The sequence below is a fragment of the Streptomyces sp. NPDC088812 genome, from assembly GCF_044750285.1.
Lineage (GTDB): Bacteria > Actinomycetota > Actinomycetes > Streptomycetales > Streptomycetaceae > Streptomyces.
Map to the genome: position 1 here is coordinate 53,953 of NZ_JBIVJP010000018.1, position 26,791 is coordinate 80,743.

Consider the following 26,791-nt stretch of genomic DNA (forward strand, 5'->3'; position numbering starts at 1 on the left):
ACCTCGCGTCCGGACGGAAGGGCCCGCGGGCGCGACCTCATGTTGTCCGGACAAGGTGACCGCGTCGCGGTCCCCGGCCGTGGAGCGACCGTCCCCGTGTTCGATACTGGGGCGTTTGCGTCCGGTGAGCGATCACCGGACGGATGCGCACGACAGACACGACAGAACACGGCAAGAAGGGCACGGCCTCGTGGCACGGTTTCGGACCTGGGCAGGGATCGCATTGGCGGGGGCGCTCTGCGTGTCCCTCGCGGGGTGCAGCAGCACGGGGGGCAAGCGCGCCGAGGACGCCCGCAAGGCCGCGGCGGCCGGGGGGAAGGCGGCGGTGGACACCCCCCGCTGGACCATCGCGATGATCACCCACTCGGGGGACGGCGACACGTTCTGGGACATCGTCCAGAGCGGCGCCGAGCAGGCGGCCGTCAAGGACAACATCAACTTCCTGTACTCCCACGACGACGAGGCCCAGCAGCAGGCGCAGCTCGTCGACGCGGCGGTCGACAAGAAGGTCGACGGCATCATCGTCACGCTCGCCAAGCCCGACGCCCTGAAGGCCGCGGTGGCCCGGGCCGTGAAGGCGGGCATCCCGGTGGTCACGGTGAACTCCGGATCGGCCGAGTCCGAGGCGTTCGGCGCGCTCACCCACATCGGCCAGGACGAGACGATCGCCGGCGAGGCCGTCGGCGAGGAGCTGAACCGGCGCGGGAAGAAGAAGGCGCTGTGCGTCCTGCACGAGCAGGGCAACGTCGGTCACGAGCAGCGCTGCGACGGCGTCGCGTCCACCTTCACCGGCACGCTCTCCGACCTCTACGTCAACGGCACCAGCATGCCCGACGTGCAGTCCGCGATCGAGGCCAAGCTCCAGGCGGACCCTGCCATCGACACCGTCGTCACCCTCGGCGCCCCGTACGCCGACACCGCGGCGAAGGCCCGGCAGGCCGCCGGCAGCGAGGCCGAGATCGACACCTTCGACCTCAACGCCAAGGTCGCCGCCGGCCTCACGGACGGCACCCTGGGCTTCGCCGTCGACCAGCAGCCCTACCTCCAGGGCTACCAGGCCGTCGACCTGCTGTGGCTGTACCGGTACAACGGCGACGTCCTCGGCGGCGGGCAGCCGGTGCTGACCGGCCCGCAGATCATCACCAAGGACCAGGCGGACGAGCTCGCCGAGTACACCGAGCGGGGCACCCGATGAGCGCGCTCACCGACGAAAAGCCGGCAGACGAAAAGCCGGCAGACGAAAAGCCGGCAGACGAAAAGCCGGCAGACGAAAGGCCGGCAGACGAAAGGCCGGCAGACGAGAAGCCCTCTGACGAAAGGATTCTGCAGAGGTCTCCGCTGCGCCGGCTGCTCGCCCGCCCGGAGCTGGGCTCGGTCGTCGGCGCGCTCGCGGTCTTCCTCTTCTTCGCCGTCGCCGCCGACAGCTTCCTGCACGCCGCCAGCCTCGGCACGGTCCTGTACGCGGCCTCCACGATCGGCATCATGGCGGTCCCGGTCGCGCTGCTGATGATCGGCGGCGAGTTCGACCTCTCGGCCGGCGTCCTGGTGACGTCCTCGGCGCTGGTCTCGTCGCTGTTCAGCTACCAGATGACGGCGAACGTCTGGGTGGGCGTCGGGGTGTCGCTGCTGGCGACCCTGGCCATCGGCGCCTTCAACGGCTTCGTCCTCACCCGCACCCGGCTGCCCAGCTTCATCGTGACCCTGGGCACCTTCCTGATGCTGACCGGCATGAACCTCGGGTTCACCAAGCTGATCGACGGCACGGTGTCGACGAAGACCATCGCCGACATGGAGGGCTTCCCCACGGCCCACGACGTCTTCGCCTCGACCCTGACGATCGGCGACGTCAACGTCAAGATCACCATCGTGTGGTGGTTCGCCCTGGTCGCGGTGGCCTCCTGGATCCTGCTGCGCACCCGCGCCGGCAACTGGATCTTCGCGGTGGGCGGCAACAAGGACGCGGCCCGCGCCGTCGGCGTCCCCGTGGACCGGACCCGGATCGGCCTCTACATGGGCGTGGCGTTCGGCGCCTGGGTCTGCGGACAGCACCTGCTGTTCAGCTACGACGTCGTCCAGTCCGGCGAAGGCGTCGGCAACGAGCTGATCTACATCATCGCGGCCGTCATCGGCGGCTGCCTCATCACCGGCGGACACGGCAGCGCGATCGGCTCGGCGGTCGGCGCGCTCCTGTTCGGCATGACGAGCAAGGGCATCGTCTTCGCCGAGTGGAACCCCGACTGGTTCAAGTTCTTCCTCGGAGCGATGCTGCTCCTCGCGACCCTGCTCAACGCCTGGGTCCGCAAGCGCGCGGAGGCCACCAAGTGACGGACACGACGGAACGCGCGGCACTGGTGGAACTGTCCGGCGTCGGCAAGCACTACGGGAACGTACGTGCCCTCGAAGGCGTCTCGCTGGAGGTCCGCCCGGGGGAGATCACCTGTGTCCTCGGCGACAACGGCGCGGGAAAGTCGACCCTGATCAAGATCGTCGCCGGACTGCACCGGCACGACACCGGTGTCCTCCGCCTGGACGGCGAGGAGACCACGCTGTCCTCCCCGCGCGAGGCCCTGGACCGCGGCATCGCCACCGTCCACCAGGACCTGGCGGTCGTCCCGCTGATGCCGGTCTGGCGCAACTTCTTCCTCGGCTCCGAGCCCCGCAGGGGCACGGGCCCCTTCAAGCGCCTGGACGTCGACCTCATGCGCCGCACCACCCGCGCCGAGCTCGCCCGCATGGGCATCGACCTGCGGGACGTGGACCAGCCCATCGGCACCCTCTCGGGCGGCGAACGCCAGTGCGTGGCCATCGCACGGGCGGTGTACTTCGGTGCGAAGGTCCTGGTGCTCGACGAGCCGACGGCGGCGCTGGGCGTCAAGCAGTCGGGCGTGGTCCTGAAGTACGTGGCCGCGGCCCGGGACCGGGGTCTGGGTGTCGTCCTCATCACCCACAACCCCCACCACGCCTACCTGGTCGGGGACAGGTTCGTGCTGCTCAAACGCGGCACGATGGTGGGCAGCCACCCCCGCGACGGGATCACCCTGGAGGAGCTGACGCGGCAGATGGCGGGCGGGAACGAGCTGGACGACCTGCGGCACGAGCTGGAACGCACCCCGCAGGAGCCAGAACCGGAACGCACCCCGCAGGAGCCCGGAGAACCACCCGGCCGCCCCTGACCCGGCCGCGCCCGGCGGCACGGCCGGCGGGCGCGACCGCGAGCCCCCTCACCTCCCCGTTACGCCACCCAGGGGGAGCGTGAGGCAGAATCGGGCCTTGATGAGCACCTACGGCAACTTCACCGCCCCCATCGGCTCCCGCCGCGCGCCGGCGCTCCGCACCGTGGGCACCCGGGAACGCCGCTCGCACCTGACCGCGCCCCGCGTGCCCACGGTCGGCATCGACATCGGCGGCACCAAGGTGATGGCGGGCGTCGTCGACGCCGACGGCAACATCCTGGAGAAGGTCCGCACGGAGACCCCGGACAAGTCCAAGAGCCCCAAGGTCGTCGAGGACACGATCGTCGAGCTGGTCCTGGACCTGTCCGACCGGCACGACGTGCACGCGGTCGGCATCGGCGCGGCCGGCTGGGTCGACGCCGACCGCAACCGCGTCCTGTTCGCCCCCCACCTGTCCTGGCGCAACGAGCCCCTCAGGGACCGCATCTCGGCCCGGCTGTCCGTGCCCGTCCTCGTCGACAACGACGCCAACACCGCCGCCTGGGCGGAGTGGCGCTTCGGCGCCGGCCGGGGCGAGGACCACCTGGTGATGATCACCCTCGGCACCGGCATCGGCGGCGCCATCCTCGAGGACGGCCAGGTCAAGCGCGGCAAGTACGGCGTCGCCGGCGAGTTCGGACACATGCAGGTCGTGCCCGGCGGACACCGCTGCCCGTGCGGCAACCGCGGCTGCTGGGAGCAGTACAGCTCCGGCAACGCCCTGGTCAGGGAGGCCAAGGAGCTGGCCGCCGCCGACTCGCCGGTGGCGTACGGGATCATCGAGCACGTCAAGGGACAGATCGGGGACATCAGCGGCCCGATGATCACCGAGCTCGCCCGTGAGGGCGACGCGATGTGCATCGAGCTGCTCCAGGACATCGGCCAGTGGCTCGGCGTCGGCATCGCCAACCTGGCCGCCGCCCTCGACCCGTCGTGCTTCGTCATCGGCGGCGGTGTCTCGGCCGCCGACGACCTGCTGATCGGGCCGGCCCGCGACGCGTTCAAGCGGCACCTCACCGGCCGCGGCTACCGCCCCGAGGCCCGCATCGTGCGCGCCCAGCTCGGTCCCGAGGCCGGCATGGTCGGCGCCGCCGACCTGGCCCGCCTGGTCGCCCGCCGCTTCCGGCGCGCCAAGCGCCGCCGCGTGGAGCGCTCCGAGCGGTACGAGCGGTTCGCGGAGGCCGCCCGCCGGGCCCGGGACACCGTATGACGGCCTCGCTGCCGCACCAGGCCGCGCCCCCGGAGGAGCAGTTGCGCACCGCCGAGACCCGGGGGCACCAGATCCGCCGCCGGGCGCTCACCCTGCTCATCATCGTGCTGCTCATCGGTGTCCCGGCCGGGTACCTGGTGATCTCCGCCAACCAGAGCCGCGACAGCGGCAAGGACAAGGAGGCGAAGTACTCGGCGACCGGCCTCACCGAGGGCTGGCCGTCGAAGGTCCAGCGCCGCCTGTACCAGGTGCCGGTCCCGCACCCGGCGAACAAGGTCGCCTACTACGAGACGAACAACTGGCGGACCAGCCGTCTCTACGTGCAGTTCCAGACCACGCACGCCGGCCTCGACGCCTTCCTCGCGGAGCTCGGCCTGACGCGGACCGCTCTGGGCAAGGACAAGATCACCATCGGCGAGCGCGACCGGGACGTCACCGGCTGGCGGTTCTCCGGACCCGGCTCCCGCGACGGCGACTACTTCGGCTTCGTCCGCGAGCAGGACGACCCCGATCCGACGCTGGACGTGGTGGTGAACACCGCCAACCCGCTCTACCCCATGGTGTACGTCGTCTCCCGGACGGTCCCCTGACCGCGCGGTCCCCCGCTCGCGCGGTTCCCGAGCCGCGCGGTTCCCGGCCGCGCGGCTGCCCGACCGTACGGCCCCGGCCCGACCGTACGGCCCCGGGCCGGGCGTACGGCCCCGGGCCGGGCGCCGGGGCCGATTGTCAGACCCCGCCCGTAGAGTCGAAGACGACTGATCCGACACCACGGGCGGGAGGTGGACACCGCGTATGCCCAGGAACGACACGACCGCGCGCGACACGACCGCGCGCGCCGCCGGGCAACCGGCCGCCGGGCGCCCGGTCGCCGAGCCGCTCGGCGTGCGGCTCCCCGCCGTCTTCCTGCCCGCGCCCCTCCCGCGCGACGGCCGGATCGCGTTCTGGGACCCGCAGGACGGCCCCCTGCCCACCGCGGTCGGCGCCGACACCACCGAACTCACCGTCGTACGGCGCCATGGATCCGGCGTCCGCCGCCGCCCCGCCCCCGCGCTGTCACTGCCGCTCGCCACGGCGCTGCCGCTCCTGGTGCGCGCCCGCCGCGACCCCGCCGCCCACCCCGCGACCGCCTGCTGGGGCGCGGCCGCCCTGCACGCGCTGCGGCTCACCGCCCGCGGCCGCCTGCTGCCCGGCCTGACCCCCACCGGCCACGACGCCTGGCGGGCGGGCCCGCTCGACCCGGAGGACATCGCGCACCTGCGCGCGATCGCCGCGGCCCTGCCGTACGAAGGACACGCCGTCCCGCTGCCCGGCCCCGGACCGCTGCGCCTGCCCCGGCCCGAGGCACTGATGCGGTCCTTCCTGGACGCCGTCGCGGACACCCTGCCCCGCACCCCCGCCGCGCCGTACGCCTGCGGGAAGCCCTTCGCGGACCGCCGGCCGCAGCGGCTGCCCGGCGCCCACGACTGGGCGGCGGAGGTCGCCGCCGGCATGGACGCGGGCGTACGGATCTCGCTGCGACTGGACCTGTCCGCCCACGACCTGTTCGACGACGGCGAGGGGGCGCGCCGCGCGGGCGCCGCGATCGTCCAGGTGCACAGCCTCGCCGACCCCACCCTCGTCACCGACGCCACGGCCCTGTGGGCGGGCGAGGCGGACGGCGCCTTCGGCCCCCGCGCGCGGGTCGACGCCGCCCTCGCCGTCCGGCGCGCCGCCCGCGTCTGGCCGCCGCTCGCCCGACTCGCCGACCAGGACGCCCCCGACGTCCTCGCCCTGTCCGAGGACGAGCTGGGCGACCTGCTGGGCGTGGCCGCGACCCGCCTGGCTGCCGCCGGGGTCGCCGTGCACTGGCCGAGGGACCTCGCCCAGGACCTCAGCGCCACCGCGGTGGTACGGCCCGCGCCGGGCTCCGCGACCGACGGCACCGGCTTCTTCGAGAGCGAGGAACTGCTCCGGTTCCGCTGGCAGCTGTCGCTCGGCGGCGACCCGCTCAGCGAGGCCGAGATGGACGCGCTCGCCGAGGCCCACCGCCCGGTCGTCCGGCTGCGGGACCGGTGGGTCCTCGTCGACCCCGCCCTCGTCCGCAAGGCCCGCCGACGCGAACTGGGACTGCTGGACCCGGTCGACGCCCTGTCCGTCGCCCTCACCGGCACCGCCGAGGTCGACGGCGAGAGCGTCGAGGCGGTCCCCGTCGGGGCCCTGGCCGTCCTGCGCGACCGCCTCACCGCCGGGGTGCGCCCCGCCGAACCGCCGCCCGGCCTGCACGCCACCCTCCGCGACTACCAGCTCCGGGGACTGGCCTGGCTCGACCTCATGACCTCCCTCGGCCTCGGCGGCTGCCTCGCCGACGACATGGGCCTCGGCAAGACGGTCACCGTCATCGCCCTGCACCTGAAGCGGGCCCGCCCCGAACCCACCCTGGTGGTCTGCCCGGCCTCCCTCCTCGGCAACTGGCAGCGTGAGATCACCCGCTTCGCGCCCGGCGTGCCCGTGCGCCGCTTCCACGCCGCCGACCGCTCCCTGGACGACCTGGGCGGCGGCTTCGTCCTCACCACGTACGGCACCATGCGCTCGGCGGCCCCCACGCTCGCCGGGCGGCCCTGGGGCATGGTCGTCGCGGACGAGGCCCAGCACGTCAAGAACCCGTACTCGGCGACGGCGAAGGCCCTGCGCACCCTCCCGACGCCCGCGCGCGTGGCGCTCACCGGCACCCCCGTCGAGAACAACCTGTCCGAGCTGTGGGCCCTCCTGGACTGGACGACCCCCGGCCTCCTCGGCCCCCTGAAGTCCTTCCGCGCCCGGCACGCCCGCGCGGTGGAGAACGGCGAGGACCAGGAGGCGGTGGAGCGCCTCGCGCGGCTGGTCCGCCCCTTCCTGCTGCGCCGTAGGAAGTCCGACCCCGGCATCGTCCCCGAGCTGCCGCCCAAGACCGAGACGGACCATCCCGTCCCCCTCACCCGGGAACAGGCCGCGCTGTACGAGGCGGTGGTGCGCGAGTCGATGGCCGCGATCGGGACGGCGGGCGGCATCGCCCGGCGCGGCCTGGTCCTCAAGCTCCTGGGCGCCCTCAAGCAGATCTGCGACCACCCGGCCCTCTACCTCAAGGAGGAGACCCCCGCCACCGGCGACGCCCTCGCCGCCCGCTCCGGGAAACTCGCCCTCCTCGACGAACTGCTGGACACCCTGCTCGCCGAGGACGGCTCGGCGCTCGTCTTCACCCAGTACGTCGGCATGGCCCGTCTGATCACCGCCCACCTGGCCGGCCGCGCGGTCCCCGTGGACCTCCTCCACGGCGGCACCCCGGTCCCCGAGCGCGAGCGCATGGTCGACCGCTTCCAGAGCGGCGCGACACCCGTGCTGGTCCTGTCGCTGAAGGCGGCCGGCACCGGCCTCAACCTCACCCGCGCGGGGCATGTCGTCCACTTCGACCGCTGGTGGAACCCGGCCGTGGAGGAACAGGCCACCGACCGCGCCTATCGCATCGGCCAGACCCAGCCCGTCCAGGTCCACCGCCTCATCACCGAGGGCACCGTCGAGGACCGCATCGCCGAGATGCTGGAGTCCAAGCGGGCCCTCGCCGACGCGATCCTCGGCACCGGCGAGGCGGCCCTCACCGAACTGACCGACCGTGAGCTGTCCGACCTGGTCCGGCTGCGGAGGGAGGCGTGATGGAGGAGCGGGACGCCCGCCCGGCCGACGCGGCACGCCGGGCCCTGCGCGCGGCGCGGGAACGGCCGCAGGAGCAGGACCAGGAGCCCGCACCCCGCGGGCCCCGGCCCGGTGACGCCGCCCGTGCCGCGCTGCGGCGTGCGGCGGACACCCCGCGCACGGACACGGACGGCGACAGGCCCGCGAGGGACGCCGACGTTCCCGTCACGGACGCCCCCGCGACGAGCCCGGCGGCAGCCGACGAGCAGGTCCCCCGGCAGCCGCCGACCGGCTCGCGGCCCGGCGACGTCGCGCGCGCGGCGCTGCGGGCGGCCCGCGCACAGGCACGGCAGGGCACGGACGGCCCCGGCGGGGCCGGAGGAACCGGGGAGCCCGAGGGAATCGGGGGGCCGGAGGGGATCGGGGGGCCGGAGGGGATCGGGGGGCCGGAGGGAATCAGGGGGCCCAGGGGGCCGGGGGCCCGGATCGCTCGCCGGTCCTTCCGGACGAGCGCACACGCCACGCCCGCCGTACGCCCCGGCCGGACGCCCGACCCCGTCGCCGACGACCGCGCGCGCCACGTACGGGACTTCCTCGCGGGCGCTTTCCGGATGCCGCCGGAGGAGGGGACCGAGACCGGGGACTTGACCGGCCTTGGGGATCTGACCGGCCTTGGGGACATGAGCGGTCCTGGGGATCTGACCGGCCTTGGGGACATGAGCGGTCCTGGGGATCTGACCGGTCCTGGGGACATGAGCGGTCCTGGGGATCTGACCGGTCCTGGGGACATGAGCGGTCCTGGGGATCTGACCTGTCCTCGGGACATGAGCGGTCCTGGGGACTTGACCGGTCCTGGGGATCTGACCGGTCCCGGGGAGCTGACGGTTTCGGAAGCCCCGGCCGTTCCCGGGGATCTGATCGTTCCGGAACACCCGGCCGTTCCCGGGGACTCGACCGTCCTCCTGGATCCGCCCGGCCGGGAGGAACCGGCCGACCCCGAGCGGGGCGGGCCGTTCGAGCCGCTCGCTCCTCACCGGGGGGCTTCACCCCCGCCGGCCGGCGACCCCCTTCCCGCACCGCCGACCGCTCCCGAAGCCGGCTTCCCACGCGACCCCGCGCCCCGACGCGAGTCCGAAAGCCCACGCGAACCCCGACGTCAACCCCGACCCGAAGCCGCCTCCGCATACACATCCGTGTCCACGTCTGTGGCCGCAGCCCAACCGTCCGGAATCCCCTCCCGCACGCCCCGTTCCATGGCCGCGCCCTCGCGGGACGGCGACCACCGGCGTACCTTCCCCGCCTTCCCGGCCCGGACGACCGGCGCGGACGGCGGCTTCGCCGAGACGTGGTGGGGCGACGCCTGGGTCACCGCGCTGGAGGAGGGCGCCCTGGACGCGGAGCGCCTCGCACGCGGCCGGCGTTACGCCGAGCGGGGGAACGTCGACGCCATCACGGTCACCCCCGGCCTCGCCCTCGCCTACGTACAGGGCAGCCGCCCCCGTCCGTACCGGGTGCAGGTGCGGCTGCGCACCCTGGGCGACGACGACTGGGAGCGCTTCCTCGACGCCGCCGTCGAGCGCCCCGGGCACATCGCCGCGCTGCTCGACAAGGAGATGCCCGCGTCGCTCGCCGCGTGCGGGGTGCCGCTGCTTCCCGGCCCCGGCGACCTGGAGCCGCACTGTAGCTGCCCCGACCGCGGTCACCCCTGCAAGCACGCCGCCGCCCTCTGCTACCAGACCGCGCGTCTGCTGGACGCCGACCCGTTCGTGCTGCTCCTGCTGCGCGGGCGCGGCGAGCGCGAACTCCTCGACGCGCTGTCCCGCCGCAACGCGGCCCGCGCCGCCCGCGCCGCCCAGGAACGGGAGCCGGAGCCCCTGCCCGGCGTCCGCGCCACGGAGGCCCTCGCCGTGGCGCGGACGCTCCCGCCCCTGCCGGCCCCGCTGCCCGCGCCCCCGCATCCCGGCCAGCCCCCGGCCTACCCCGCCGTCCCGGACGGTCCCGACTCCTTCGCGCTGGACCAGCTCGCCACCGACGCGGCCGCCCGCGCCCACGCCCTGCTGACCACCGGCCAGGACGCGACCGGTGAACTGTCCCTCTGGCAGGACGCCGTCCGCATCGCCGCGTCCCGGCCGGGCTCGGGCCTGACGGCCACCACCCGAGCCCTCTACTCCTCCCTGGCGTCGGCCGCCGGCCGTACCCCGGCCGAGCTGGCGCGCGCGGTCGCCGCCTGGCACCAGGGCGGCCCGGACGGGCTCGCCGTCCTGGAGGAGCCCTGGGACCCGCCGGCCGGACGCTTCGACCGGGCCCGTCCCCTCCTCCTCGCCGCCGACTGGCCCGCCTTCCGCCCCTGGCGCAACCACCTCACCCATCCCCGCGGTCACGTCCAGCTCCGCCTGGGCCGCGACGGGCTGTGGTACGCCTACGAGTCGGAGCCGGGCCACGACGACTGGTGGCCGCGCGGCACACCCGATCCCGACCCGGTGGGCGCCCTGACCGGCCTCGGAGGCCCCGGCGACACCCTCTGACAGTGATCATGTGACTGGTGGTTCTGCTGATGAGCCTGACTCGCCCTCTGACTGACGTCGTTGACTGTCCTGTTTGGGATTGATCATGAGCGCCGGGGTGCAGCCCGCCGCGCGCAGGGTCAGGGCGGCGGACCAGCTGACGGGTTCGCCGCCGACGATGACCGCGCGTTCGCCGACGGGCCGGTGGTGCAGGCGGACGAGGCTCAGGAGCTGGCCTGTGTGTAGACGCCGTGGGGGCGGTCGCCGGGGATGCGGCGTGCGGCGCGCGGACGTTCGCGGGCGCCGGTGGCCAGGACGAGGGCGCGGGGCCGGATCCGGTAACGGCCTTCGGGGCTGGTGACATCGACGGTCATGTCCTCGACGGTCATGTCCTCGACGGTGGTGTCCTCGACGGTGGTGTCGTCGGCCCAGCCGGTGACCATGGCGCGGGTGCGGATCTCGGCGCCGGCCTCGGCGGCCCGGCGGACGAGGTGGCGGGCGTAGGCGGGGCCGGACAGGACGCGGCGCAGATCGCGCAGCCCGTAACCGGTGTGGCCGCTGTGGCGGGGGACGCCGCCGGCGTGCTCCTCCCGGTCGACGACCAGGACGTGTCCGGCGGCCCGGCGCCGCAGTTCGGCGGCGGCGGTCAGGCCGGCGGGCCCGCCGCCGATGACGAGGACGTCGGGCGTGACGAGGACGTCGGGCGTGACGAGGACGTCGGGTGTGACGAGGTGCGGCTGGTGGGTCATCGGGCGTCCTTGTCCTGGCTGTGGCAGCCGTCGTGGGCGTGGTGCTTCTCGCGCAGGGCGGCGACCGCCGCGCCGCAGAAGGCCCCCTGGCAGCGGCCGTTCATGGCGCGGGTGCGGCGGCGCAGGCCGTCGAGGCTGCGGGCCGGGACGGGGGCGTGGCAGGCGTCGCGGATCTCGCCCTCGGTGACGCGCTCGCAGAAGCAGACGACCGTTCCGTAGGCGGGGTCGCGGGCGATGAGGCCGGCATCCTGGTGCGGGCGCCGGGTGGCCTCGCCGAGGTTGGGCATCCGCGGCGGGGCGGGGAGCGTGTCGCGGGGTTCGAGGGGCAGCCCCGCCTCCTCCAGGAGGCCGCGGCAGTGCTCGGCGATGGCCATACCGGCGCTCAGCCCGGTGGAGCGGATGCCGCCGACGAGGAGGTAGCGCTGTCCGGGCGTGGCCTCGATCAGGTAGTCGGGGTGGTCGACGGCCGCCCGCAGCCCCGCGTAGCAGGCGGTGACCTCCTCGGCCGTCAGGTGCGGCATCAGGCGCTCCCCCATGGTGAGGAGGAAGCCGAGACCGTCCTCGGAGGTGGCCGTGTCCGACCGGTCCTCGAGGTCCTCGGCGGTCGGGCCCAGCATGACGTTGCCGTAGATGGTGGGGGAGATGAGCACGCCCTTGCCGCGGGAGGTGGGCACCGGCAGGACGATCCGGTTCACCAGGGGGCGGGCGAGCTTGTCGAACACGAGCAGCTCGCCGCGTCGGGGGGTGACGGTGAAGCGGTCGTGGCCGAAGAGCCGGTCGACGCGGTCGGCGCCCAGTCCCGCGGCGTTGACGACCGACCGGGCGCGGACCTCGCCGGCCGAGGTGTGCAGCGTGGTCGTCTCCTCGTCCCGGCCGACGCCGGTGACGGCGTGGTCGAGGAGGAGGGTGGTGCCCCGCTGCCGGGCGTCGGTGGCCAGGGCGAGCGTGGTCGTCCAGGTGCAGACGATGGACTCGTCGGGGACGGTCAGCCCGCCGAGGGCGCCCTCGCCGAGGGAGGGCAGCACCCGGCGGATCTCCTCGGCGTCGACGATCCGGCAGTGCGTGTAGCCGTTGGCCTCGGCCTTCGCCCGGAGGCCGGGCAGCGCGTCGAGTTCCTCGTCGTTCCACGCCACGAGGACGGCGCCGGTGCGCTCGACGGGGATGCCGGTGGCCTTCGCGTAGGCGCTGAGCGCGTGGTGTCCGCGGGCGACAGTCGTGATTCGAGTGTGCCGGGCACGGCGTCGAAGCCGGTGTGCAGGATCGCGGTGTTGGCCTTGCTGGTGCCGTCGCCCACGTCGTCCCGTGCCTCGATCAGGGCGACGGAGACGTGGTGGCCGGAGAGTTCGCGGGCGATGGCGGCGCCGACGACGCCCGCGCCGATCACGGCGACGTCGAAGACGTCACCTCGGGGCGGTGGGGTGCGGTGGTCATGCGCGTTCTCCCTCGGCGGCGCTCGCCGTGGCGGCCTGCGCCCATGCGGTGCGGAACTCCGCGGCCCGGTCGGCGGACCAGCGGGGGTGGTGGACGGTGGCCGGCTGCCAGTCGCCGACGGCCTCTTCGAGCGTGAGGGCGGGATCGAGGGCGCAGCGGGCGAGGGCGGCCGCGCCCAAGGGGGTGGCGTGGGCGTGGGGGTAGACGTCGACGGGGACCTGCGCGATGTCGGCCTGGGCCTGCATCAGGGCGGCCGACCGGGTCAGGCCGCCGTCCGCGCGCAGCCGGGTCGGCGGGTGGCCGAGATCGGCCGCCACCCGGGCGCACAGTTCCGCGATCTGCGCGGCGATGCCCTGGAGCACGGCGAGCACGAGGTGTTCGCGACGGGTGGACAGGGTCAGGCCGGTGAAGGAGGCGGTGGCCCCGGGCGCCCACCAGGGGGCGGCGAGACCGGCGAAGGCCGGCACGCACAGGACGCCCTCGGCGTCCGCCGCGGCCGCCGCGTCGAGCCCGGTGGCCGACCCCACGAGGCCGAGGTCCTGGAGCCAGCGCACCGCGGACGCGACCGTGTAGACCTGCCCGTCGACGCAGTACGGGGTCTCCCCGGCCGCCCGCCAGGCCACCGAGGTGGTCAGGCCGGCGCTGGAGCGCACGGGGTCGGGGCCGGTGTTCGCCAGCAGGAACGCCCCCGTGCCGTAGGTGCACTTCGCCGTCCCGGGCGTCAGACAGCCCTCCGCGACCAGGGCGGCCTGCTGGTCCACGATCAGCCCGGCCACCGGCACCTCGGGACCGAAGGCGCGAGTGGTGCCGACGATCTCGTCGCAGGCGGCGATGCGCGGTAACGGTTCGCCCTCCAGGCCGAACAGAGCGAGGAGTTCGTCGTCCCAGGCGACCTTGTCCAGGTCGAGGAGGAGTGAACGGCTCGCGGTGGAGGCGTCGGTGACGAACTGTCCCGTCAGGTGGTGGACGAGCCAGGTGTCGGTGGTCGTCACCACGCCGTCCCGGGTGAGATGGCGGCGCAGCCAGGCCATCTTGGGGGCGGAGAAGTAGGGGTCGAGGACCAGCCCGGTGCGGGCCGCGCACCGCTCACGGTGTTCGGCCAGCTCGGCACAGACGCTCTCGGCGCGCCGGTCCTGCCACACCAACGCCGTCGACAGCGGTGCTCCGGTGGTCCGGTCCCAGGCCAGCACCGTCTCGCCCTGGTTGGCCAGGGCCACGGCGGCGACCGGCCGGCCGGCCTCGCGCACCGCGCGGCGTCCGGCGTCGAGCACCGAGTCGAGCAGTGCCCGCGGGTCCTGTTCCACTCCGCCGCCGCTGAGGTAGGCCGGGCGGAGCGGCTCCTCGGCGAGGGCGACGATGCCGTCCTCGGCGTCGACGACGACGGCCTTGGTGCCGGAGGTGCCCTGGTCGATGGCGAGGATCGCGGTCATCGGGCGGTCCCTTCTGCGGTGGGGTCGGCGGGGCTTGGGACCGGTTGTATCAGCGGTGTCCAGTGCGGGGTCGAGGGGAGGTACCGCCCGACGGCGCCGGCCGGGTCCGCCGAAGAGCGCCGTCACCCTGTCCGGGCTGTCGAACGGCACACGGCCCCGCCGGGACGATTTTCGGCCAACACTCGTGCATCGCCGAAGAGGCGCCGGGGGCGGGCTGTCGCGGGTGCCGGTTGATCAATAATCTTGGCCGGTACATCCGTTATCGCTGAGGGAGCTCCATGGCCACCGCGCAGCAGCAGGTCCCCGACATCCTCTCGCCCGAGTTCGCCGCGGACCCCTACCAGGCCTACCGCGTGATGCGCGACAGCGCCCCGCTGTTCTGGCACGAGGCGACCCAGAGTTACGTCATCTCGCGCTACGAGGACGTGGAGCGCGTCTTCAAGGACAGGGAAGGCGAGTTCACCACCGAGAACTACAACTGGCAGCTCGAGCCCGTCCACGGCAGGACGATCCTCCAGCTCAGCGGGCGGGAGCACGCGGTGAGGCGTGCGCTCGTCGCCCCCGCCTTCCGCGGCAGCGACCTTCAGGAGAAGTTCCTGCCCGTGATCGAGCGCAACTCCCGTGAGCTGATCGACGGTTTCCGGCACACCGGCTCCGCCGACCTGGTGACCGACTACGCGACCCGCTTCCCGGTCAACGTGATCGCGGACATGCTGGGCCTGGACAAGGCCGATCACGCACGGTTCCACCGCTGGTACACGTCGGTCATCGCCTTCCTCGGCAACCTCTCGGGCGACCCCGAGGTCGCCGCGGCGGGGGAGCGGACCCGGGCGGAGTTCGCCGAGTACATGATCCCGATCATCCGGGCGCGCCGCGAGGCCCCCGGCGACGACCTGCTGTCCGCGCTGTGCGCCGCCGAGGTCGACGGCGTGCGGATGAGCGACGAGGACATCAAGGCCTTCTGCAGCCTGCTGCTCGCCGCGGGCGGCGAGACGACGGACAAGGCGATCGCCGGCATCTTCGCCAACCTCCTCCAGCACCCCGAGCAGCTGGCGGCCGTCCGTGAGGACCGCAGCCTGATCGCCCGCGCCTTCGCCGAGACGCTGCGGTTCACGCCTCCCGTGCACATGATCATGCGGCAGTCGGCCACCGAGGTCACGCTCAGCAGCGGTGTCGTCCCGGCCGGTGCCACCGTCACCTGCCTGATCGGGGCCGCGAACCGGGACGAGGGCCGCTACCGGGAGCCGGACCGGTTCGACATCTTCCGCGACGACCTGACCACCACCACCGCCTTCTCGGCGGCCGCCGATCACCTTGCCTTCGCGCTCGGCCGGCACTTCTGCGTCGGCGCCCTGCTCGCGAAGGCCGAGGTCGAGATCGGCGTCGGCCAGCTCCTCGACGCCATGCCCGACATACGCCTCGCCGACGACGCCGACCTCGTGGAACAGGGCGTCTTCACACGGGGCCCGCAGGCCGTGCCGGTGCGGTTCACCCCCGCCGGGAACTGATCCCCCGTCTGGCGTCCCACGCCCCGCCGTCGCCCGGCCCCTCGGGGCGCGCCCCGCCGTCGCCCGCACCGCCGACCCGTGCTCCGCCGTCGCCCGGACCGCCGTTCCGCGCCCCGCCGTCGCCCGGACCGCCGACGCGTGCTCCGCCGTCGCGCGGACCGCCGTTCCGCGCCCTGCCGTCGCGCGGACCGCCGACCCGCGCTCCGCCGTCGCGCGCGGGGACCGCTGCCCCGCCCCCGCCGTCCCGCGCCCCGAGGGGCCGGGCGGCAGGCACGAGCGGCCGGTGGACGGCAGGGCGGCAGGACGGCCGACGGACGGCACGGATGCCGCACCCCGGCAACGCCCCGCCCCGGGGAGACCGTCCGCCCCGGGCGGGGCGCTACTGCACCACCGGGGTGAACTCCACCGGCAGCGCGCTCAGGCCGCGCATCCAGATGGACGGGCGCCAGGTCAGTTCCTCCGGTTCCACGGCGAGGACCAGGTCGGGCAGGCGCTCCAGCAGGTTCTCGACCGCCGTACGGGCCATGACGTCGGCCAGCAGCGGGGCGGGATAGGGGCACCGGTGCTCCCCGTTGCTGAACGACAGGTGCGCGGCGTTCTCCGCCCCGACGTAGGACTCGGGCCAGATCTGCGGATCGGTGTTGGCCGCGGCGAGCCCCAGGACTACGCAGTCACCCGCCCGGATCCGCCGGCCGCCGAGCTGGGTGTCGCGCACGGCCCAGCGGCCGATGAAGTTCTGCGTCGGGGTGTCGAGCCAGAGCACCTCGTTCAGCGCCTCGCCCACACTGAGCCGGCCGCCCGACACGCTCAGGGCGAACCGCTCGTCGGTGAGCAGCAACCGCAGTGTGTTGCAGATCCAGTTGGCGGTCGGCTGCTGGGCCGCGGCGATGATGGTGATCAGGTCCTGGACGACCTCCTCGTCGGTCAGCCCGGCCGGATGCAGCAGCATGCGCGAGGTGACGTCCGGACCCGGCCGCTCCCGCTTCTCCTTCACCAGCTGCTGGATCCGCTCGGCCACCCGCATGTACGCGGCCACCGGGTCCTGACCCTCGTTCGCGTCGAGGGAGATCTGCAGATCCTCCACGAGCCGCTGGGTGTCCTCACCCGTGTGCGGCATCCCGCACATCTGGACGACGGCACGCATCGGCAGCGCGTGCGCGTACGCGCTCATCAGCTCGGCCTGACCGCTCCCCGCGAACGACGCGATGAGCTGGTCGGCGATCTGCCGGCACTCCCGCGCCAGCTCGAACTGGTCGACGCCCTCCAGGGCGTCCGTGATCACCTCGGACCGCCGCCGGTGCTCGTCGCCCTCGGTGAACAGCACCGAGGGCTGGTACCCGACGAACGGCAGCAGCGGCCAGTCCGCGGGGATGTTCTCCCACTGGTTCCAGCGCCGCGAGTCGCGTGCGAACAGCTCGTCGTGGCTCGTCACGTAGCTGACCTCGGAGTAGCCGAGCACCAGCCAGGCGGGGATGTCCCCGTCGAGCAGCACAGGCGCGACGGCACCGTGCTCCCGCCGCAGGGCCCGGTAGAGCCGCGAGGGATCCTGCTGGTACTCCAGGCCGGCCAGGGGCACCGCGCCGCCCGCGTGGGCGGGGCAGCCCGGGGGGGCGGCGTGCGGGGGAAGGGGTCCGGTGTCGGTCACGGTGTCTTCTCCTGGGCCATGGCCATTTCGTAGAGGTGGTCCACGAGGGTGATCAGCACGTCCTTGCCCGACGACCTGACCCGGGCGTCGCAGTCGATCAGCGGCACGTGCGCGGGCAGGGCGAGCGCCTGGCGGATCTCGTCGAGGGAGTACCGGTTCGGTTCGTCGTCGAACCGGTTGACGGCCACCACGAACGGCGTCTTGTGGTGTTCCAGCCGGTCGATCGCGTACCAGGAGTCGTCCATGCGGCGCGTGTCGACGAGGACGACCGCGCCGAGCGTGCCGGAGAAGAGCCGGTCCCACAGGAACCAGAAGCGCTCCTGGCCCGGAGCGCCGAACAGGTACAGGATCATGCTCTCGTTGAGGCTGATGCGACCGAAGTCGAACGCCACCGTCGTGGTGGTCTTCGCCGCCACCTTGTTCGTCTCGTCGATGCCGACACCCGCCTGCGTCATCACCTCCTCGGTGTTGAGCGGACGGATCTCGCTGACCGAGCGGACCAGCGTCGTCTTGCCGACCCCGAAGCCGCCCACGACGACGATCTTCAGGCCTGTCTCGGCGGCATCGGACAGCGGTGTGCGCACGGAAGGCAGCTCAGAGGTTGCGGAGCCCATGGAGCACCTCCTTGAGGAAGGCGGAATCGGGGAGTGAGGAGGTGGCGGACCGTGCCGGGGGCGGTTGGCGGACGGTGATCCGGCTCATGGCGAGCAGGTCGCCGAGCAGGATGCGCACCACCGTGATCGGCAGCTTCAGCTCCGCGGCGATCTCGACGACGGCCGTCGGGTGCCGGCACAGTTCCAGGATCCGCACATGCTCCGACTGCATCCCGGCGGTGGGCCGGCACTCGCTGACCACCAGGGTCACCAGGTCGAACGCGTCGTCCGCACGGCTGCGCCCGCCGGTGACCGTATAGAGCCGGTCGGGATCACCGGTGTCCACGGGCCGGCGTATCACGACGATGCGCTCCCCTGCGCGCTCTCGCGGGGTTCGGCCCGCAGGTGCTCGCCGAGCTGCTCGACGAGCTCGGTCATCTGGTGGCCCACCACGCCGGGGTCGGCGTCCTCCTCGGCGAGGACCGCCAGGTGCGCGCCTTCACCCGCCTGCACGATGAAGAGCTGACCACCGTGGAACTCGGTCATGGAGTGCCGCACACCACCGCTCCCGTCACCGAACTCGACGGACGCCCCCTGGGCGAGGGACTGCATGCCCGAGCAGATGGCTGCCAACTGGTCGGCCTGGTCGAGCGCCAGGTGCTCGGTCCAGCACAGCTTCAGGCCGTCCCGGGACAGGACCAGCACGTGCCGAGTGCCGGGGGTGCGCTCCAGAAGGCCCTGCAGAAGCCAGGTGAGGCTGTTGTCGGTGGTCTGCATGGTAGGTGTTGGGACGGCGGTGTCCTGAGACGCCGGTTGCCGGCCCGTTCCTCCAATCTCACGAGCTTGAGCGGGAAATGAGGGCGCCATGGCTCTGACGCCGGAGAGGAAGGACGTGATGCTACTGGCCGGTCAGCGGCCCGGATCCAGGCTCGTCCACGGGACCGTCGGCGCCGCCGGCCGCGGTGCGCCCGCTGTGGAAGGCCCCGAACCGCGAGCCGGCGTCACGCCCCGCCGGACGTGTCCGTCCCGGCGCGTCGCCGGACCCGGCGGAATCGGCCGTCGCCCTGCGCTGGTCACGTTCACGCTCGGCCTCGGCCATCGTACGGCCGGGGGCCCGGACGGGAAGACCGTTCGGCGTGGCCGCCACGGGGCCGCGGGGAGCCGCCTGGGCGGAGGCTTCCGCCGGGGCGGCGGGCCGGACCGCGGGAGCCGGCCGCGCGGCCGGGCCGGGCAGTTCGGCGGCCGTGGGGCGCGAGCCCGTCGTGGGGCGCGAGCCCGCCAGGGGCCGCGAGGCCGGCTCCCGCGGTCCGGGGACGGCGTCCGCGACGGCGGCGGGACGGCCCGCCGTCTCCCGCGGTGCGGCGTCGCTCCGCTGCGCGAGCAGGTTCAGGGGCAGCAGCACGACGACGCCGGTGCCCCCGCGCGACGACGGCCGGTAGTTGACGCTGATGCCGTACTTGAGGGCCAGCCGCCCGACCACGGCCAGACCGAGCCGTGTGCCCTGGAGCGAGGCGAGGTCCGTCACGCGGCCCGCCACGGCCTCCTCGGCGCGTCGCATCGCCGCGTCCGCCATCTTCAGGCCGCTGTCCTCGATCGTGACGATCAGCCCGGCGCTGTGCTCCTCCACGTAGATGTGGACCTCGTCGATCGGCGGCGAGAAGTTGGCGGCGTTGTCCGCCAGCTCGGCGAGCAGGTGCATGACGCCTTCGGCGGCGAAACCGGAGACGGCGGCGTTCGAGGAACAGTGCAGCCGTACCCGCTGGTACGCCGCGATCCGGCCGGCCGCACCGCGCAGGATGCTCTCCATCACGATCGGCTTGTTCCAGGCGCGGCTGGACCGACCGCCCATCAGCAGCGCCAGCCGGTCGGTCATCAGACCCAGCTGGGACGTGCTGTGATCCAGCTTCAGCAGGTCGCCGAAGACCTCCTCGCCGTGCCGCTCCTGCATCTCCCGCAGGTCGGCGAGCATGCTCACGGTCTTGGCCTGGACACGGCTGAGGGCCTTCGCGGAGGCGGCCTGCGCGGCGGCGGCCCGGCGCTCGCTGTGGGCGAGTTCCCGGATGAACGTTTCGGTGGGCGTCCGCAGCACGGAGGACGGGGGCCATTCCAGCCTGGCGAGCACGGTGTCGGCCGAGCTGCCCTCCCGCAGCTGCTCGACCGCCACGGGCACCACCTTCTGACCCACCCGGTCCATCTCCGCGGTGATGTCGTCCAGTTCCTGCCGGGCGCGTTGCCGTTCGGTGTCGGAGGCGATGGCGTACCCCACCGCCTGCTCCATCGCGGAGGCGAAGGCCTGGACGACCTGCAGCAGCCGCGGATCGGCGGGCGGCGTCACCTTCGCCAGGGCCTCACGCGCCCCCTCGCCCTCCCCCAGCCGGTCCAGGAGCGCGGGCAGGGTGACGTTCACCAGGTGCGCCGACTCCGCCGACTGCTGCGCCGACTGGGCGCTCATCCGGGCGACTTCGGCTTCCCTCGTGGCGGCGGACCGGCGGGTCCGCCTGATCAGCACGGCGCAGACGACGACGGTGACCGCCACGCAGACCCAGGCGACCAGAGCGGCGACCACCGTCCAGGTGCGGGCGGCGGCGGGGGCCGCCGCCATCGCCGCGCCCGCGGCCGCGCCACCCACCAGCAGCACGGTCACGGGTACGGCCGACGAGGCCCGGGGCACTTCGGCCGACCGACGCTGGCTGGGAGATGCAGGCACAGACATTCCGCGGTTCCTCGGTCCTCGAGAGCAGGAAGAACGGGTCGACCGACACACGACGGCCGCAGGCCCGGAAGGAAAGCGGAAGACGCGCTTCTCCGATCCGGGTACCGGGTCATGCTAGTCATGCCGCCGACGGTGGTGATCGCACGGGCCGCGTGGCCCGGCCGGGAGAGCCTCCGATGTGAAGTCGACGGCTGGACAAGGCGACACAGTACGGACGCAAGGGCGCATTCCCGCCGAAGTCGAGGGCTCGCAGGGGTGTTTTCCGGCCGTCACCGTCCAGAAACCGTCCTCCGTACGGCAGTACGAACATGAAAGTCCGTCAGTTTCCGGTCGGCGCGGCCGTTTTCGCGCCCGTCGAGACGGCGAGGGCGCGCGAGGAAATCACAAGTCCCCCACACAATCCCCTTCGCCGGCGCCGGCCGGGCGCCATCGCGTACGCGGGCTTGGGCCGCGTGCCGGTGGAGGGGTGCGGTAAGGCAGCCGCGCTCCGTGTGTGCCGTCGACTCTGCCCTGGCGGGGGGACGCCTGCGCCAGCGGGTCGGGGGAGTCGGTATGGCCTATCCGGTGGACGAGTGAAGCGGCAGCCCGGGGACGATGTCAGTGCCCTGTGCAAGCCTGTCAGGCCGACGGTTGGCCTCGATGTTTCATGACGGTCCGCCGACGGAGTCGGTGGACCGTTTTCGCGTGCTGGGCTGAGAGTGGTCAGGCCGGTGGCCCGAGTGTCGCCTCGGGTGGTCGCCGGGTTCCACTGCTCCGGTCGGTGGTGCAGGTGTCGGGGCGGGGCATCTGCTGGTCAGCCGGGGCTGGAGTTCGTTGCCAGGGGCTGGCCGGGTCGCAGAAGCAGACCGGGACTCCACCGTAGGTCCAGGTGATTCTGAATGAAGTTCCTCAGCTCAGGGTTCTGGCCGATCTTCCCCGGGCTTGGGGCGGGGCCGGCGGGCATCGGCGCGGGCCTGGGCGGCGTAGGGCCGGTAGGCCCAGGGGAAGGTGTCCCTGCGCAGCGGCATGCCGTTGCGGCGTATCTCGCGGCTGATGGTGGAGGGGCTGCGGCCGAGCTCGGCCGCGATCTGCCGGACGGATGCCTTCTCCCGCGGCCGGTCGGCGATGTGGATACGGTCCGCTTCCCGCAGATACCTCGACGGGCCCTCGGGCGCTGTCACGGCACGGACCGGCGGTGCGGCCTTGTCCTTGGCCGAGGCGGCCCGGCCGTTACGCCACCGTTTGGCCGTCCGGTAGTTGATCCCGACGCGTGCCGTGGGACGACGAAGCCGCACCGGAGCGCTCCGGTGCGGCTTCGTCGTGAGATCGGCTGCGCCGGCGCGCACGAGGCGGTCGGCGTCCGTCGCCCTTGAGAGGCCGGCCGGCCCACGAACCCGCTGTCAAGCCGCGCCCGGCCGGACCGGCGACGCGGGTTCGCGGAAGGCGCTCCGCAGCCCGTCTCGGCCTCGCTTCGACGCGAGGCAGTCCGGCCCCGCACCCGCCGTTTCCTCCGCTGCACTTCGCTGCACTTACGTACACAGGCGGTTCTCGCCTGCGCCACACCCCCATGAGCACACCGCGCCGGCAAGAACCCGGCCGGCCGGAGATCTCTCATTGCCGTGCAGACGCGTCAGCGCCCGCCGGCGCACGGGGCGCCGGGTGACCCGCCCTGCCGCGCCGTGCCACGAGCCGGGCGTGGCGGCGGCCCGCGGCGGTGTACCACTGCACGGCGACAACCGACGCGAGCATGAGTTCGACGGCGTCCCCGCCGTAGTACATGATCTGCGCGCCGACGCGCAGATCAGCCACAGCGAAGTCGGTATCCGGCGGGCCCGCCGCGTACAGGCTCCTGGCCAGGACCGCGTGGGCCGTGCCAGTGAACAGCAGCGTCACAGCACGCAGCTGCGGGCTCCGGCGGCGGCGCACCGGGTCGAGTTGGCAGACCGCGAAGCCGAACAGCAGCCCCCCGGCCAGCATGTGCAGATGGATGACGCCGCTCAGCGCGGGGCGATGATGCGTGGCTGCCATCAGACCGGTCCGGTACAGCGCCCACGGGCCGGTGACCTCCACCACGGCGGCCACCGGCGGCAGCAACAGCCGTCCGACGACTGCCGAATGGGTCACGCTCAGCAGGCGCCGCCGGACGCGGCCGGGGGGCAGGACACGCAGCGCCAGGGTGAGCGGGCGGGCGACGACGAACAGAGCGGGAGCGGCCATGCCGGCGAACACGTGCCGCAGCGCGTGAACGCTGAACGGCTCACCCGGCAGCGGGCCGCACAGTCCCCAGGCCAGCACCGCGGCACCGGCGGCGAAGGCGCAGTCCCGGAGCCACGGCCAGGTGTCGCCGCGGCGCCGCAGACGGGTGGTGGACAGCGCGTACGCCGCCCAGACCACCACGCAGGCGGTGAGCGCCACGGGACCGAGGGGCGGAGCGGAATCCGCTGTCATGGTGTGCGCCGTCCGCGCCGGGCGGCTCGGAAGGCGAGGCAGAGGCCGAAGAGGAGCAGGGTGAGGCCCGCGAGGTTCCACACCCAGTCGTACGGGGTCACGTCGACGCCGTAGCGGATTTGGTGCAGCCGCAGCAGTTTGTGGTCGACGATCCCGTCGAAGAGCTGGAAGCCGCCGAGGCCGGTGAGGAAGCCGGCCCACGCGTGGGCGGGCACCAGCGCACGGCGGCGTTGCAGATCGGCGAAGAGGAAGAAGCCGGCGACCAGCGCCAGCAGTTCCGCGGTGTGCAGCAGACCGTCCGACAACAGCCCCGCACCGGAGGTGGAGCGGTCGTAGAAGTGGTGCCAGTGCAGGATCTGGTGGAAGACGATCTCGTCCACGGCGGCCATGACAGCGGCACCCGACAGGGCACCCACGAGCATCGACCGCCGCGGCTCGCGCTGCTCCGCGCCCGCACCCTGGTCAGCCATGTCCGCCATCGACGTCGGTCGGCTCAGCCGTTGCCCATGGCCTTGCGGACGGCGTCCTTGGTGCGGTCCACGAGGGCGGCGACGGGGCCGAGGGCCACGTTGGCGGCGCCGGACTCGACGCCGGGGTGGGGGCGGGTCGGGGCCATGGCCTCGGCGGCCTTGACGGCCTTGGCCATGGCGGCGAGGTTGGTGACGTCCGTGCTGCGGCGGATGTGGGTGAACTCGTAGCGCTCCTCGGCGCGGGCGTGTTCCTGGACCTCGGTACGCAGCTTCATCAGCCGCGGCATGAACCCTGGGTCGTCGGTGTCCATCTCGTCCAGGGCGGCGAGGGTGTCCTTGGCCGCCCGTTCCTCGGCGAGGCGGTCCTCGACGACCTGCTCACCGCCCGGCAGCGCCCGCCGGGCGAACGGGTGGACGACCTCCTCCTCGGCCGTCTCGTGCACGGCCAGCAGCCGCACCAGACGCCGGAAGGCGTCCCGCCGCTCCTCGCCCTCGCTCTGCTCGACCTCGTCGAAGAGGTTGCGGATGTCGCCGTGCTGGCGCATCAGGAGTGCGACGACGTCGATGTCCTTGGCCCGGTCGTCGCCGGCCTGGGGTGTGCGCAGTTCGGACATGACCGGCCGCCTCACTTCTCGCGCATCGCGGGATCGGGGTGCTCGCCCTCGGACTGCACGCGGTACTCCCGGCCGAACATCTCGTCGTGCTCCGCCATGACCCGCTCGCTGGGCGGCTCCTCGCCCCCGTGGATCCGCTCCTGCATCTTCTCGAACCGCTCGTGGGCCTCCCGCACATAGCCCGCGCCCAGCGTGGTCAGGTCCATCTGCGTGTCCAGCAGCTCGCGCAGGTAGCCCTTGTTCGGCTCGAAGGTGAGCACGTTGGGCAGCTCCGGCGCCAGGACCTCCTGCGGCTCGCGGCCGTCGTGACGGCGCATCAGGTCGCACGCGCTGTGCAGGTGCTCCAGCTCCATGTTCAGGTGCAGCTCCCAGATCGCCTTGACCTTCGGGTCGCTCTCCTGCTCCATGAAGGAGTAGTAGAGGTAGCACTCGTTGTACTCGTGGTTGACCAACTGCTCCCACCACGTCTCACCCGGGTCGACCAGCGACTCGTAGTGGGTGACGTGCTCCTCCTCGATGAGCCCGATCTCCTGGTACAGCTGGCGGGCGATCGGCTCCATGTAGGTGGGGCCGGTGTTCATGTAGAAGTTCATCGTCTGCTGCTCCGCCGACATGATCGTCAGCGCGTGCAGCTTCGACAGCGGGTTCGTCTCGTCCTTGGCGTACGGATCGCGGACGTTGTCGACCGGGTCGCGGTGGTGGAACCTCGTGGGCCGACCCGGCATGACCTCGGTGAGATTGTCGACGATCGACTCCGCCTTGCGGTGCTCGATCATCTCGTACAGGTTGGCGTACCGGTACAGGTGGTCGAAGTCCTCCAGCACACCGAACTGGTACGCCTGCTTCAGATACGGATCCGGCTCCATCCGCGCCACCCAGGCCGTCAGGTCCACCGCGACCTGCTCGTAGGCGATGGTCGTCTCCAGCACGGAGGACACGCCCGGCAGCAGCCAGTTCACCACCTTCTGCTGCTGCGCCTCGATGTAGCGGGTCCGGGCGAGCTGCCGCTTGACCTCGGGATCGACGGTGTTGCGGGCGAGCTGGTGGCTGAACATGATCGCCTCCACCTCGATCCCGTTCATCGTGATGATCCGGCACCGGGTGTACGGATCGCAGCGGTCCGGATCGATGGGCTGCACGTTCAGCTCACGCCAGCTGCGCAGCTGACGGTCCAGCGGGATACCCCGCTGCTCCAGTGGGTTGAAGGTCATGGGAAGGGTCTCCTGGGGGGCAGAGGGTGGCTCGTGGGCCGGCGGGTACCCCGCCGAGGACGGCGGGCACGGATCTCCTACCGAGTCTGTCCACGGCAGGCGTGTTCCGGCCACCGCTGACGGCTGGGGAACGCGCGGTTCCCCCTGCTGGGTCAGCCGGGATGGCATTCGGTCCCACATGTGACAGGGCCGGATCGGTTCGACCTATCGCGTACCTTCCGGCAGTCGGCAGCCCTTCTACAGCGACATCGTCTTCGGCCTGCTGACCCTGGCCGGGTTCGCGCACGCGCCGCAGTCGGCGGCCCCGGTCCGACCGCAAGACGTGGCGCATTGACCGCGCCGCCGACTACGGCGCCTTCCGGGACGCGGCCCGCGGCCGGGTCGGCCTCGCCCGGATCGGCCTGCAGCGGGAGGACCTCCTGGTGCTGGTGGACACCACCCACGGCCCGCCGGGCACGGTGAGCCCGCCGACCTTGCCGTAGTGGCCGATCACCGACAGGTTGCGGACCGTCTCCGCGGTCACCGGCACGTCCGCGGTCACCGGGGAGGCGTAGTGCGGGCGGATCGCGTAGGGCACGACGACCTGAAGGGCGGCGAAGAGCACCAGGGTCACCGCGCGACAACCTTGATCATCAGGGGTCGGGTCTCTCGTTGCCGAACCGGGTGGAGAACCGACCACGCCTGCGCGTACTCCTCAAGTCCGGCGTGTCGAACCGTGCCGGCCGGCGTCTCGGTCGCGTCGAAGGCGGGGGCCCGCACCGGGCTCTCGGAGAGGAACCGACCGGGTTCTGGCTCTGCACATCGGACGTGGCCGTCTTCGCAGGCCGGTGCTCAGTGGTCTTTTGGACGTGTCCCCGAGCGCCAGCCCGCCACCATGCCGGGCTGGCGCGCAGCGGCTCTCGAAGGCCGCGCGACCGTCCCGATCCTGAAGAGAGGCAACGCTGAAGGTGCTCAACGCATACTGGCCTCCGCGCTGTGAGCGGCTCGCACTCGTCTGCGTTTGTGCCGTCAACTTGTTTGGTGCGGGTCTACGGGGCATCCCGATGTCACGGGAGGCGCTGAAGACGTTCCGCGCCACGCAGGCAATGGAACGCCTGGCGGCGGGCGAAGGGTACGAGTGCGGTGGGTACGTGCTCGTCGACGAACTCGGGGCCGCGCTGAACGGTCGGCAGCTGCGGGTGCGAGCCTACAAGGTCATGGACGAGAACGGCCTTCGAAGGGTCCGTCTGTACGATGCTCGGGCGTCTTGCCTGACGTACCTGGCCGACAACGGTGTGCCGGATCACCTGCTCACCATGTGGGCCGGGCACACGAACGTGAAGACCACCAAGAAGTGGTACGTGAAGCCGGACGTGGCGGACCTGCTTCCAGCGGCGGAGGCGTGGGCAGGTCTGGCGGGGGGTGTGTGACAGATCGTGACAGATGAAGG

General features: G+C 72.9%; 21 protein-coding genes and 3 pseudogenes. 10 read left to right on the top strand and 14 right to left on the bottom strand.

All coding sequences use genetic code 11. From position 1 onward, the window contains the following. The first annotated feature begins 190 nt into the window (after positions 1 to 190). From ACIP67_RS28565 to ACIP67_RS28595, 7 genes are all read left to right on the top strand, one after another. The gene (locus ACIP67_RS28565; RefSeq protein ID WP_401695728.1) at positions 191 to 1,195 is read left to right on the top strand and encodes a sugar ABC transporter substrate-binding protein; all 1,005 of its coding nucleotides are present in this window, start codon (positions 191 to 193) and stop codon (positions 1,193 to 1,195) included. Then, on the top strand, positions 1,192 to 2,325 hold the full coding sequence (locus ACIP67_RS28570) for an ABC transporter permease (protein ID WP_401695729.1): 1,134 nt from the start codon (positions 1,192 to 1,194) through the stop codon (positions 2,323 to 2,325). The genes ACIP67_RS28565 and ACIP67_RS28570 overlap by 4 nt, the downstream gene beginning before the upstream one ends. Beyond that, positions 2,322 to 3,173 (top strand): ATP-binding cassette domain-containing protein, encoded by an 852-nt coding sequence (locus tag ACIP67_RS28575; RefSeq protein WP_401695730.1) that lies wholly within the window; start codon positions 2,322 to 2,324, stop codon positions 3,171 to 3,173. Before ACIP67_RS28570 ends, ACIP67_RS28575 begins: the two co-directional genes overlap by 4 nt. A gap of 100 nt (positions 3,174 to 3,273) precedes the next feature. Further along, positions 3,274 to 4,422, top strand: a complete 1,149-nt coding sequence (locus ACIP67_RS28580) for an ROK family glucokinase (RefSeq protein ID WP_401695868.1) — start codon at positions 3,274 to 3,276, stop codon at positions 4,420 to 4,422. Continuing rightward, a complete protein-coding gene (locus ACIP67_RS28585) occupies positions 4,419 to 5,012 on the top strand; it encodes a sugar kinase (RefSeq protein WP_401695731.1) in 594 nt (197 codons plus the stop codon). The genes ACIP67_RS28580 and ACIP67_RS28585 overlap by 4 nt, the downstream gene beginning before the upstream one ends. A 202-nt stretch (positions 5,013 to 5,214) precedes the next feature. Beyond that, positions 5,215 to 8,088: an SNF2-related protein gene (locus tag ACIP67_RS28590; RefSeq protein WP_401695732.1), complete on the top strand. Its 2,874-nt coding sequence runs from the start codon at positions 5,215 to 5,217 to the stop codon at positions 8,086 to 8,088. Between the two features lie 590 nt (positions 8,089 to 8,678). Beyond that, a complete protein-coding gene (locus tag ACIP67_RS28595) occupies positions 8,679 to 10,592 on the top strand; it encodes an SWIM zinc finger family protein (RefSeq protein WP_401695869.1) in 1,914 nt (637 codons plus the stop codon). Positions 10,593 to 10,795: 203 nt separating this feature from the next. Here ACIP67_RS28595 and ACIP67_RS28600 read toward each other — a convergent pair whose 3' ends face one another. The 3 genes and pseudogenes from ACIP67_RS28600 to ACIP67_RS28610 form a co-directional block, all read right to left on the bottom strand. Continuing rightward, the gene (locus tag ACIP67_RS28600; protein WP_401695733.1) at positions 10,796 to 11,320 is read right to left on the bottom strand and encodes an FAD-dependent oxidoreductase; all 525 of its coding nucleotides are present in this window, start codon (positions 11,318 to 11,320) and stop codon (positions 10,796 to 10,798) included. After that, positions 11,317 to 12,704 (bottom strand): annotated as a pseudogene (locus tag ACIP67_RS28605) (NAD(P)/FAD-dependent oxidoreductase). Before ACIP67_RS28605 ends, ACIP67_RS28600 begins: the two are co-directional and overlap by 4 nt. A gap of 43 nt (positions 12,705 to 12,747) precedes the next feature. Continuing rightward, complete coding sequence (locus tag ACIP67_RS28610) at positions 12,748 to 14,181, bottom strand: FGGY family carbohydrate kinase (RefSeq protein WP_401695734.1); 1,434 nt, start codon at positions 14,179 to 14,181, stop codon at positions 12,748 to 12,750. A 278-nt stretch (positions 14,182 to 14,459) separates the two neighbouring features. Here ACIP67_RS28610 and ACIP67_RS28615 point away from each other — a divergent pair, with 278 nt between their 5' ends. Further along, on the top strand, positions 14,460 to 15,689 hold the full coding sequence (locus tag ACIP67_RS28615) for a cytochrome P450 (RefSeq protein ID WP_401695736.1): 1,230 nt from the start codon (positions 14,460 to 14,462) through the stop codon (positions 15,687 to 15,689). A 379-nt stretch (positions 15,690 to 16,068) separates the two neighbouring features. On the opposite strand, the gene ACIP67_RS28620 is transcribed toward ACIP67_RS28615, so the two are convergent. The 10 genes and pseudogenes from ACIP67_RS28620 to ACIP67_RS28665 form a co-directional block, all read right to left on the bottom strand. Beyond that, complete coding sequence (locus ACIP67_RS28620) at positions 16,069 to 17,334, bottom strand: cytochrome P450 (RefSeq protein WP_401695737.1); 1,266 nt, start codon at positions 17,332 to 17,334, stop codon at positions 16,069 to 16,071. Next, complete coding sequence (locus ACIP67_RS28625) at positions 17,331 to 17,948, bottom strand: ATP/GTP-binding protein (RefSeq protein WP_389514874.1); 618 nt, start codon at positions 17,946 to 17,948, stop codon at positions 17,331 to 17,333. The genes ACIP67_RS28620 and ACIP67_RS28625 overlap by 4 nt, the downstream gene beginning before the upstream one ends. Beyond that, the gene (locus tag ACIP67_RS28630) at positions 17,929 to 18,288 is read right to left on the bottom strand and encodes a DUF742 domain-containing protein (protein ID WP_401695738.1); all 360 of its coding nucleotides are present in this window, start codon (positions 18,286 to 18,288) and stop codon (positions 17,929 to 17,931) included. The genes ACIP67_RS28625 and ACIP67_RS28630 overlap by 20 nt, the downstream gene beginning before the upstream one ends. Next, a complete protein-coding gene (locus tag ACIP67_RS28635) occupies positions 18,285 to 18,704 on the bottom strand; it encodes a roadblock/LC7 domain-containing protein (protein WP_401695739.1) in 420 nt (139 codons plus the stop codon). Before ACIP67_RS28635 ends, ACIP67_RS28630 begins: the two co-directional genes overlap by 4 nt. Positions 18,705 to 18,825: 121 nt before the next feature. Beyond that, the gene (locus tag ACIP67_RS28640) at positions 18,826 to 20,640 is read right to left on the bottom strand and encodes an ATP-binding protein (protein ID WP_401695740.1); all 1,815 of its coding nucleotides are present in this window, start codon (positions 20,638 to 20,640) and stop codon (positions 18,826 to 18,828) included. 847 nt (positions 20,641 to 21,487) lie between these two features. Further along, positions 21,488 to 21,887: pseudogene (locus ACIP67_RS28645) on the bottom strand (helix-turn-helix domain-containing protein); the annotation flags it as partial. Between the two features lie 343 nt (positions 21,888 to 22,230). Beyond that, positions 22,231 to 23,067, bottom strand: coding sequence for a cytochrome c oxidase assembly protein (locus ACIP67_RS28650; protein WP_401695742.1), 837 nt, complete (start codon positions 23,065 to 23,067; stop codon positions 22,231 to 22,233). Continuing rightward, on the bottom strand, positions 23,064 to 23,537 hold the full coding sequence (locus ACIP67_RS28655) for a DUF2243 domain-containing protein (RefSeq protein WP_401695743.1): 474 nt from the start codon (positions 23,535 to 23,537) through the stop codon (positions 23,064 to 23,066). Before ACIP67_RS28655 ends, ACIP67_RS28650 begins: the two co-directional genes overlap by 4 nt. A gap of 23 nt (positions 23,538 to 23,560) precedes the next feature. Then, positions 23,561 to 24,151, bottom strand: coding sequence for a hemerythrin domain-containing protein (locus tag ACIP67_RS28660; protein ID WP_401695744.1), 591 nt, complete (start codon positions 24,149 to 24,151; stop codon positions 23,561 to 23,563). An 11-nt stretch (positions 24,152 to 24,162) separates the two neighbouring features. Continuing rightward, entirely contained in the window at positions 24,163 to 25,362 is a 1,200-nt protein-coding gene (locus tag ACIP67_RS28665; protein ID WP_401695745.1) for a hypothetical protein, read from the bottom strand. A gap of 238 nt (positions 25,363 to 25,600) precedes the next feature. Between ACIP67_RS28665 and ACIP67_RS28670 the strand changes: the two are divergent. Continuing rightward, positions 25,601 to 25,805, top strand: a pseudogene (locus ACIP67_RS28670) (Tn3 family transposase); the annotation flags it as partial. On the opposite strand, the gene ACIP67_RS28675 reads toward ACIP67_RS28670, so the two are convergent. Continuing rightward, entirely contained in the window at positions 25,709 to 25,975 is a 267-nt protein-coding gene (locus tag ACIP67_RS28675; protein WP_401695746.1) for a hypothetical protein, read from the bottom strand. The pseudogene ACIP67_RS28670 and the gene ACIP67_RS28675 sit on opposite strands and share 97 nt — an antisense overlap. Positions 25,976 to 26,405: 430 nt before the next feature. Between ACIP67_RS28675 and ACIP67_RS28680 the strand changes: the two genes are divergently transcribed. Beyond that, positions 26,406 to 26,771 carry a tyrosine-type recombinase/integrase gene (locus tag ACIP67_RS28680; protein ID WP_401695747.1) on the top strand — a complete coding sequence of 122 codons (366 nt, stop codon included), beginning with the start codon at positions 26,406 to 26,408 and terminating at the stop codon, positions 26,769 to 26,771. The last annotated feature ends 20 nt before the right edge of the window (positions 26,772 to 26,791 follow it).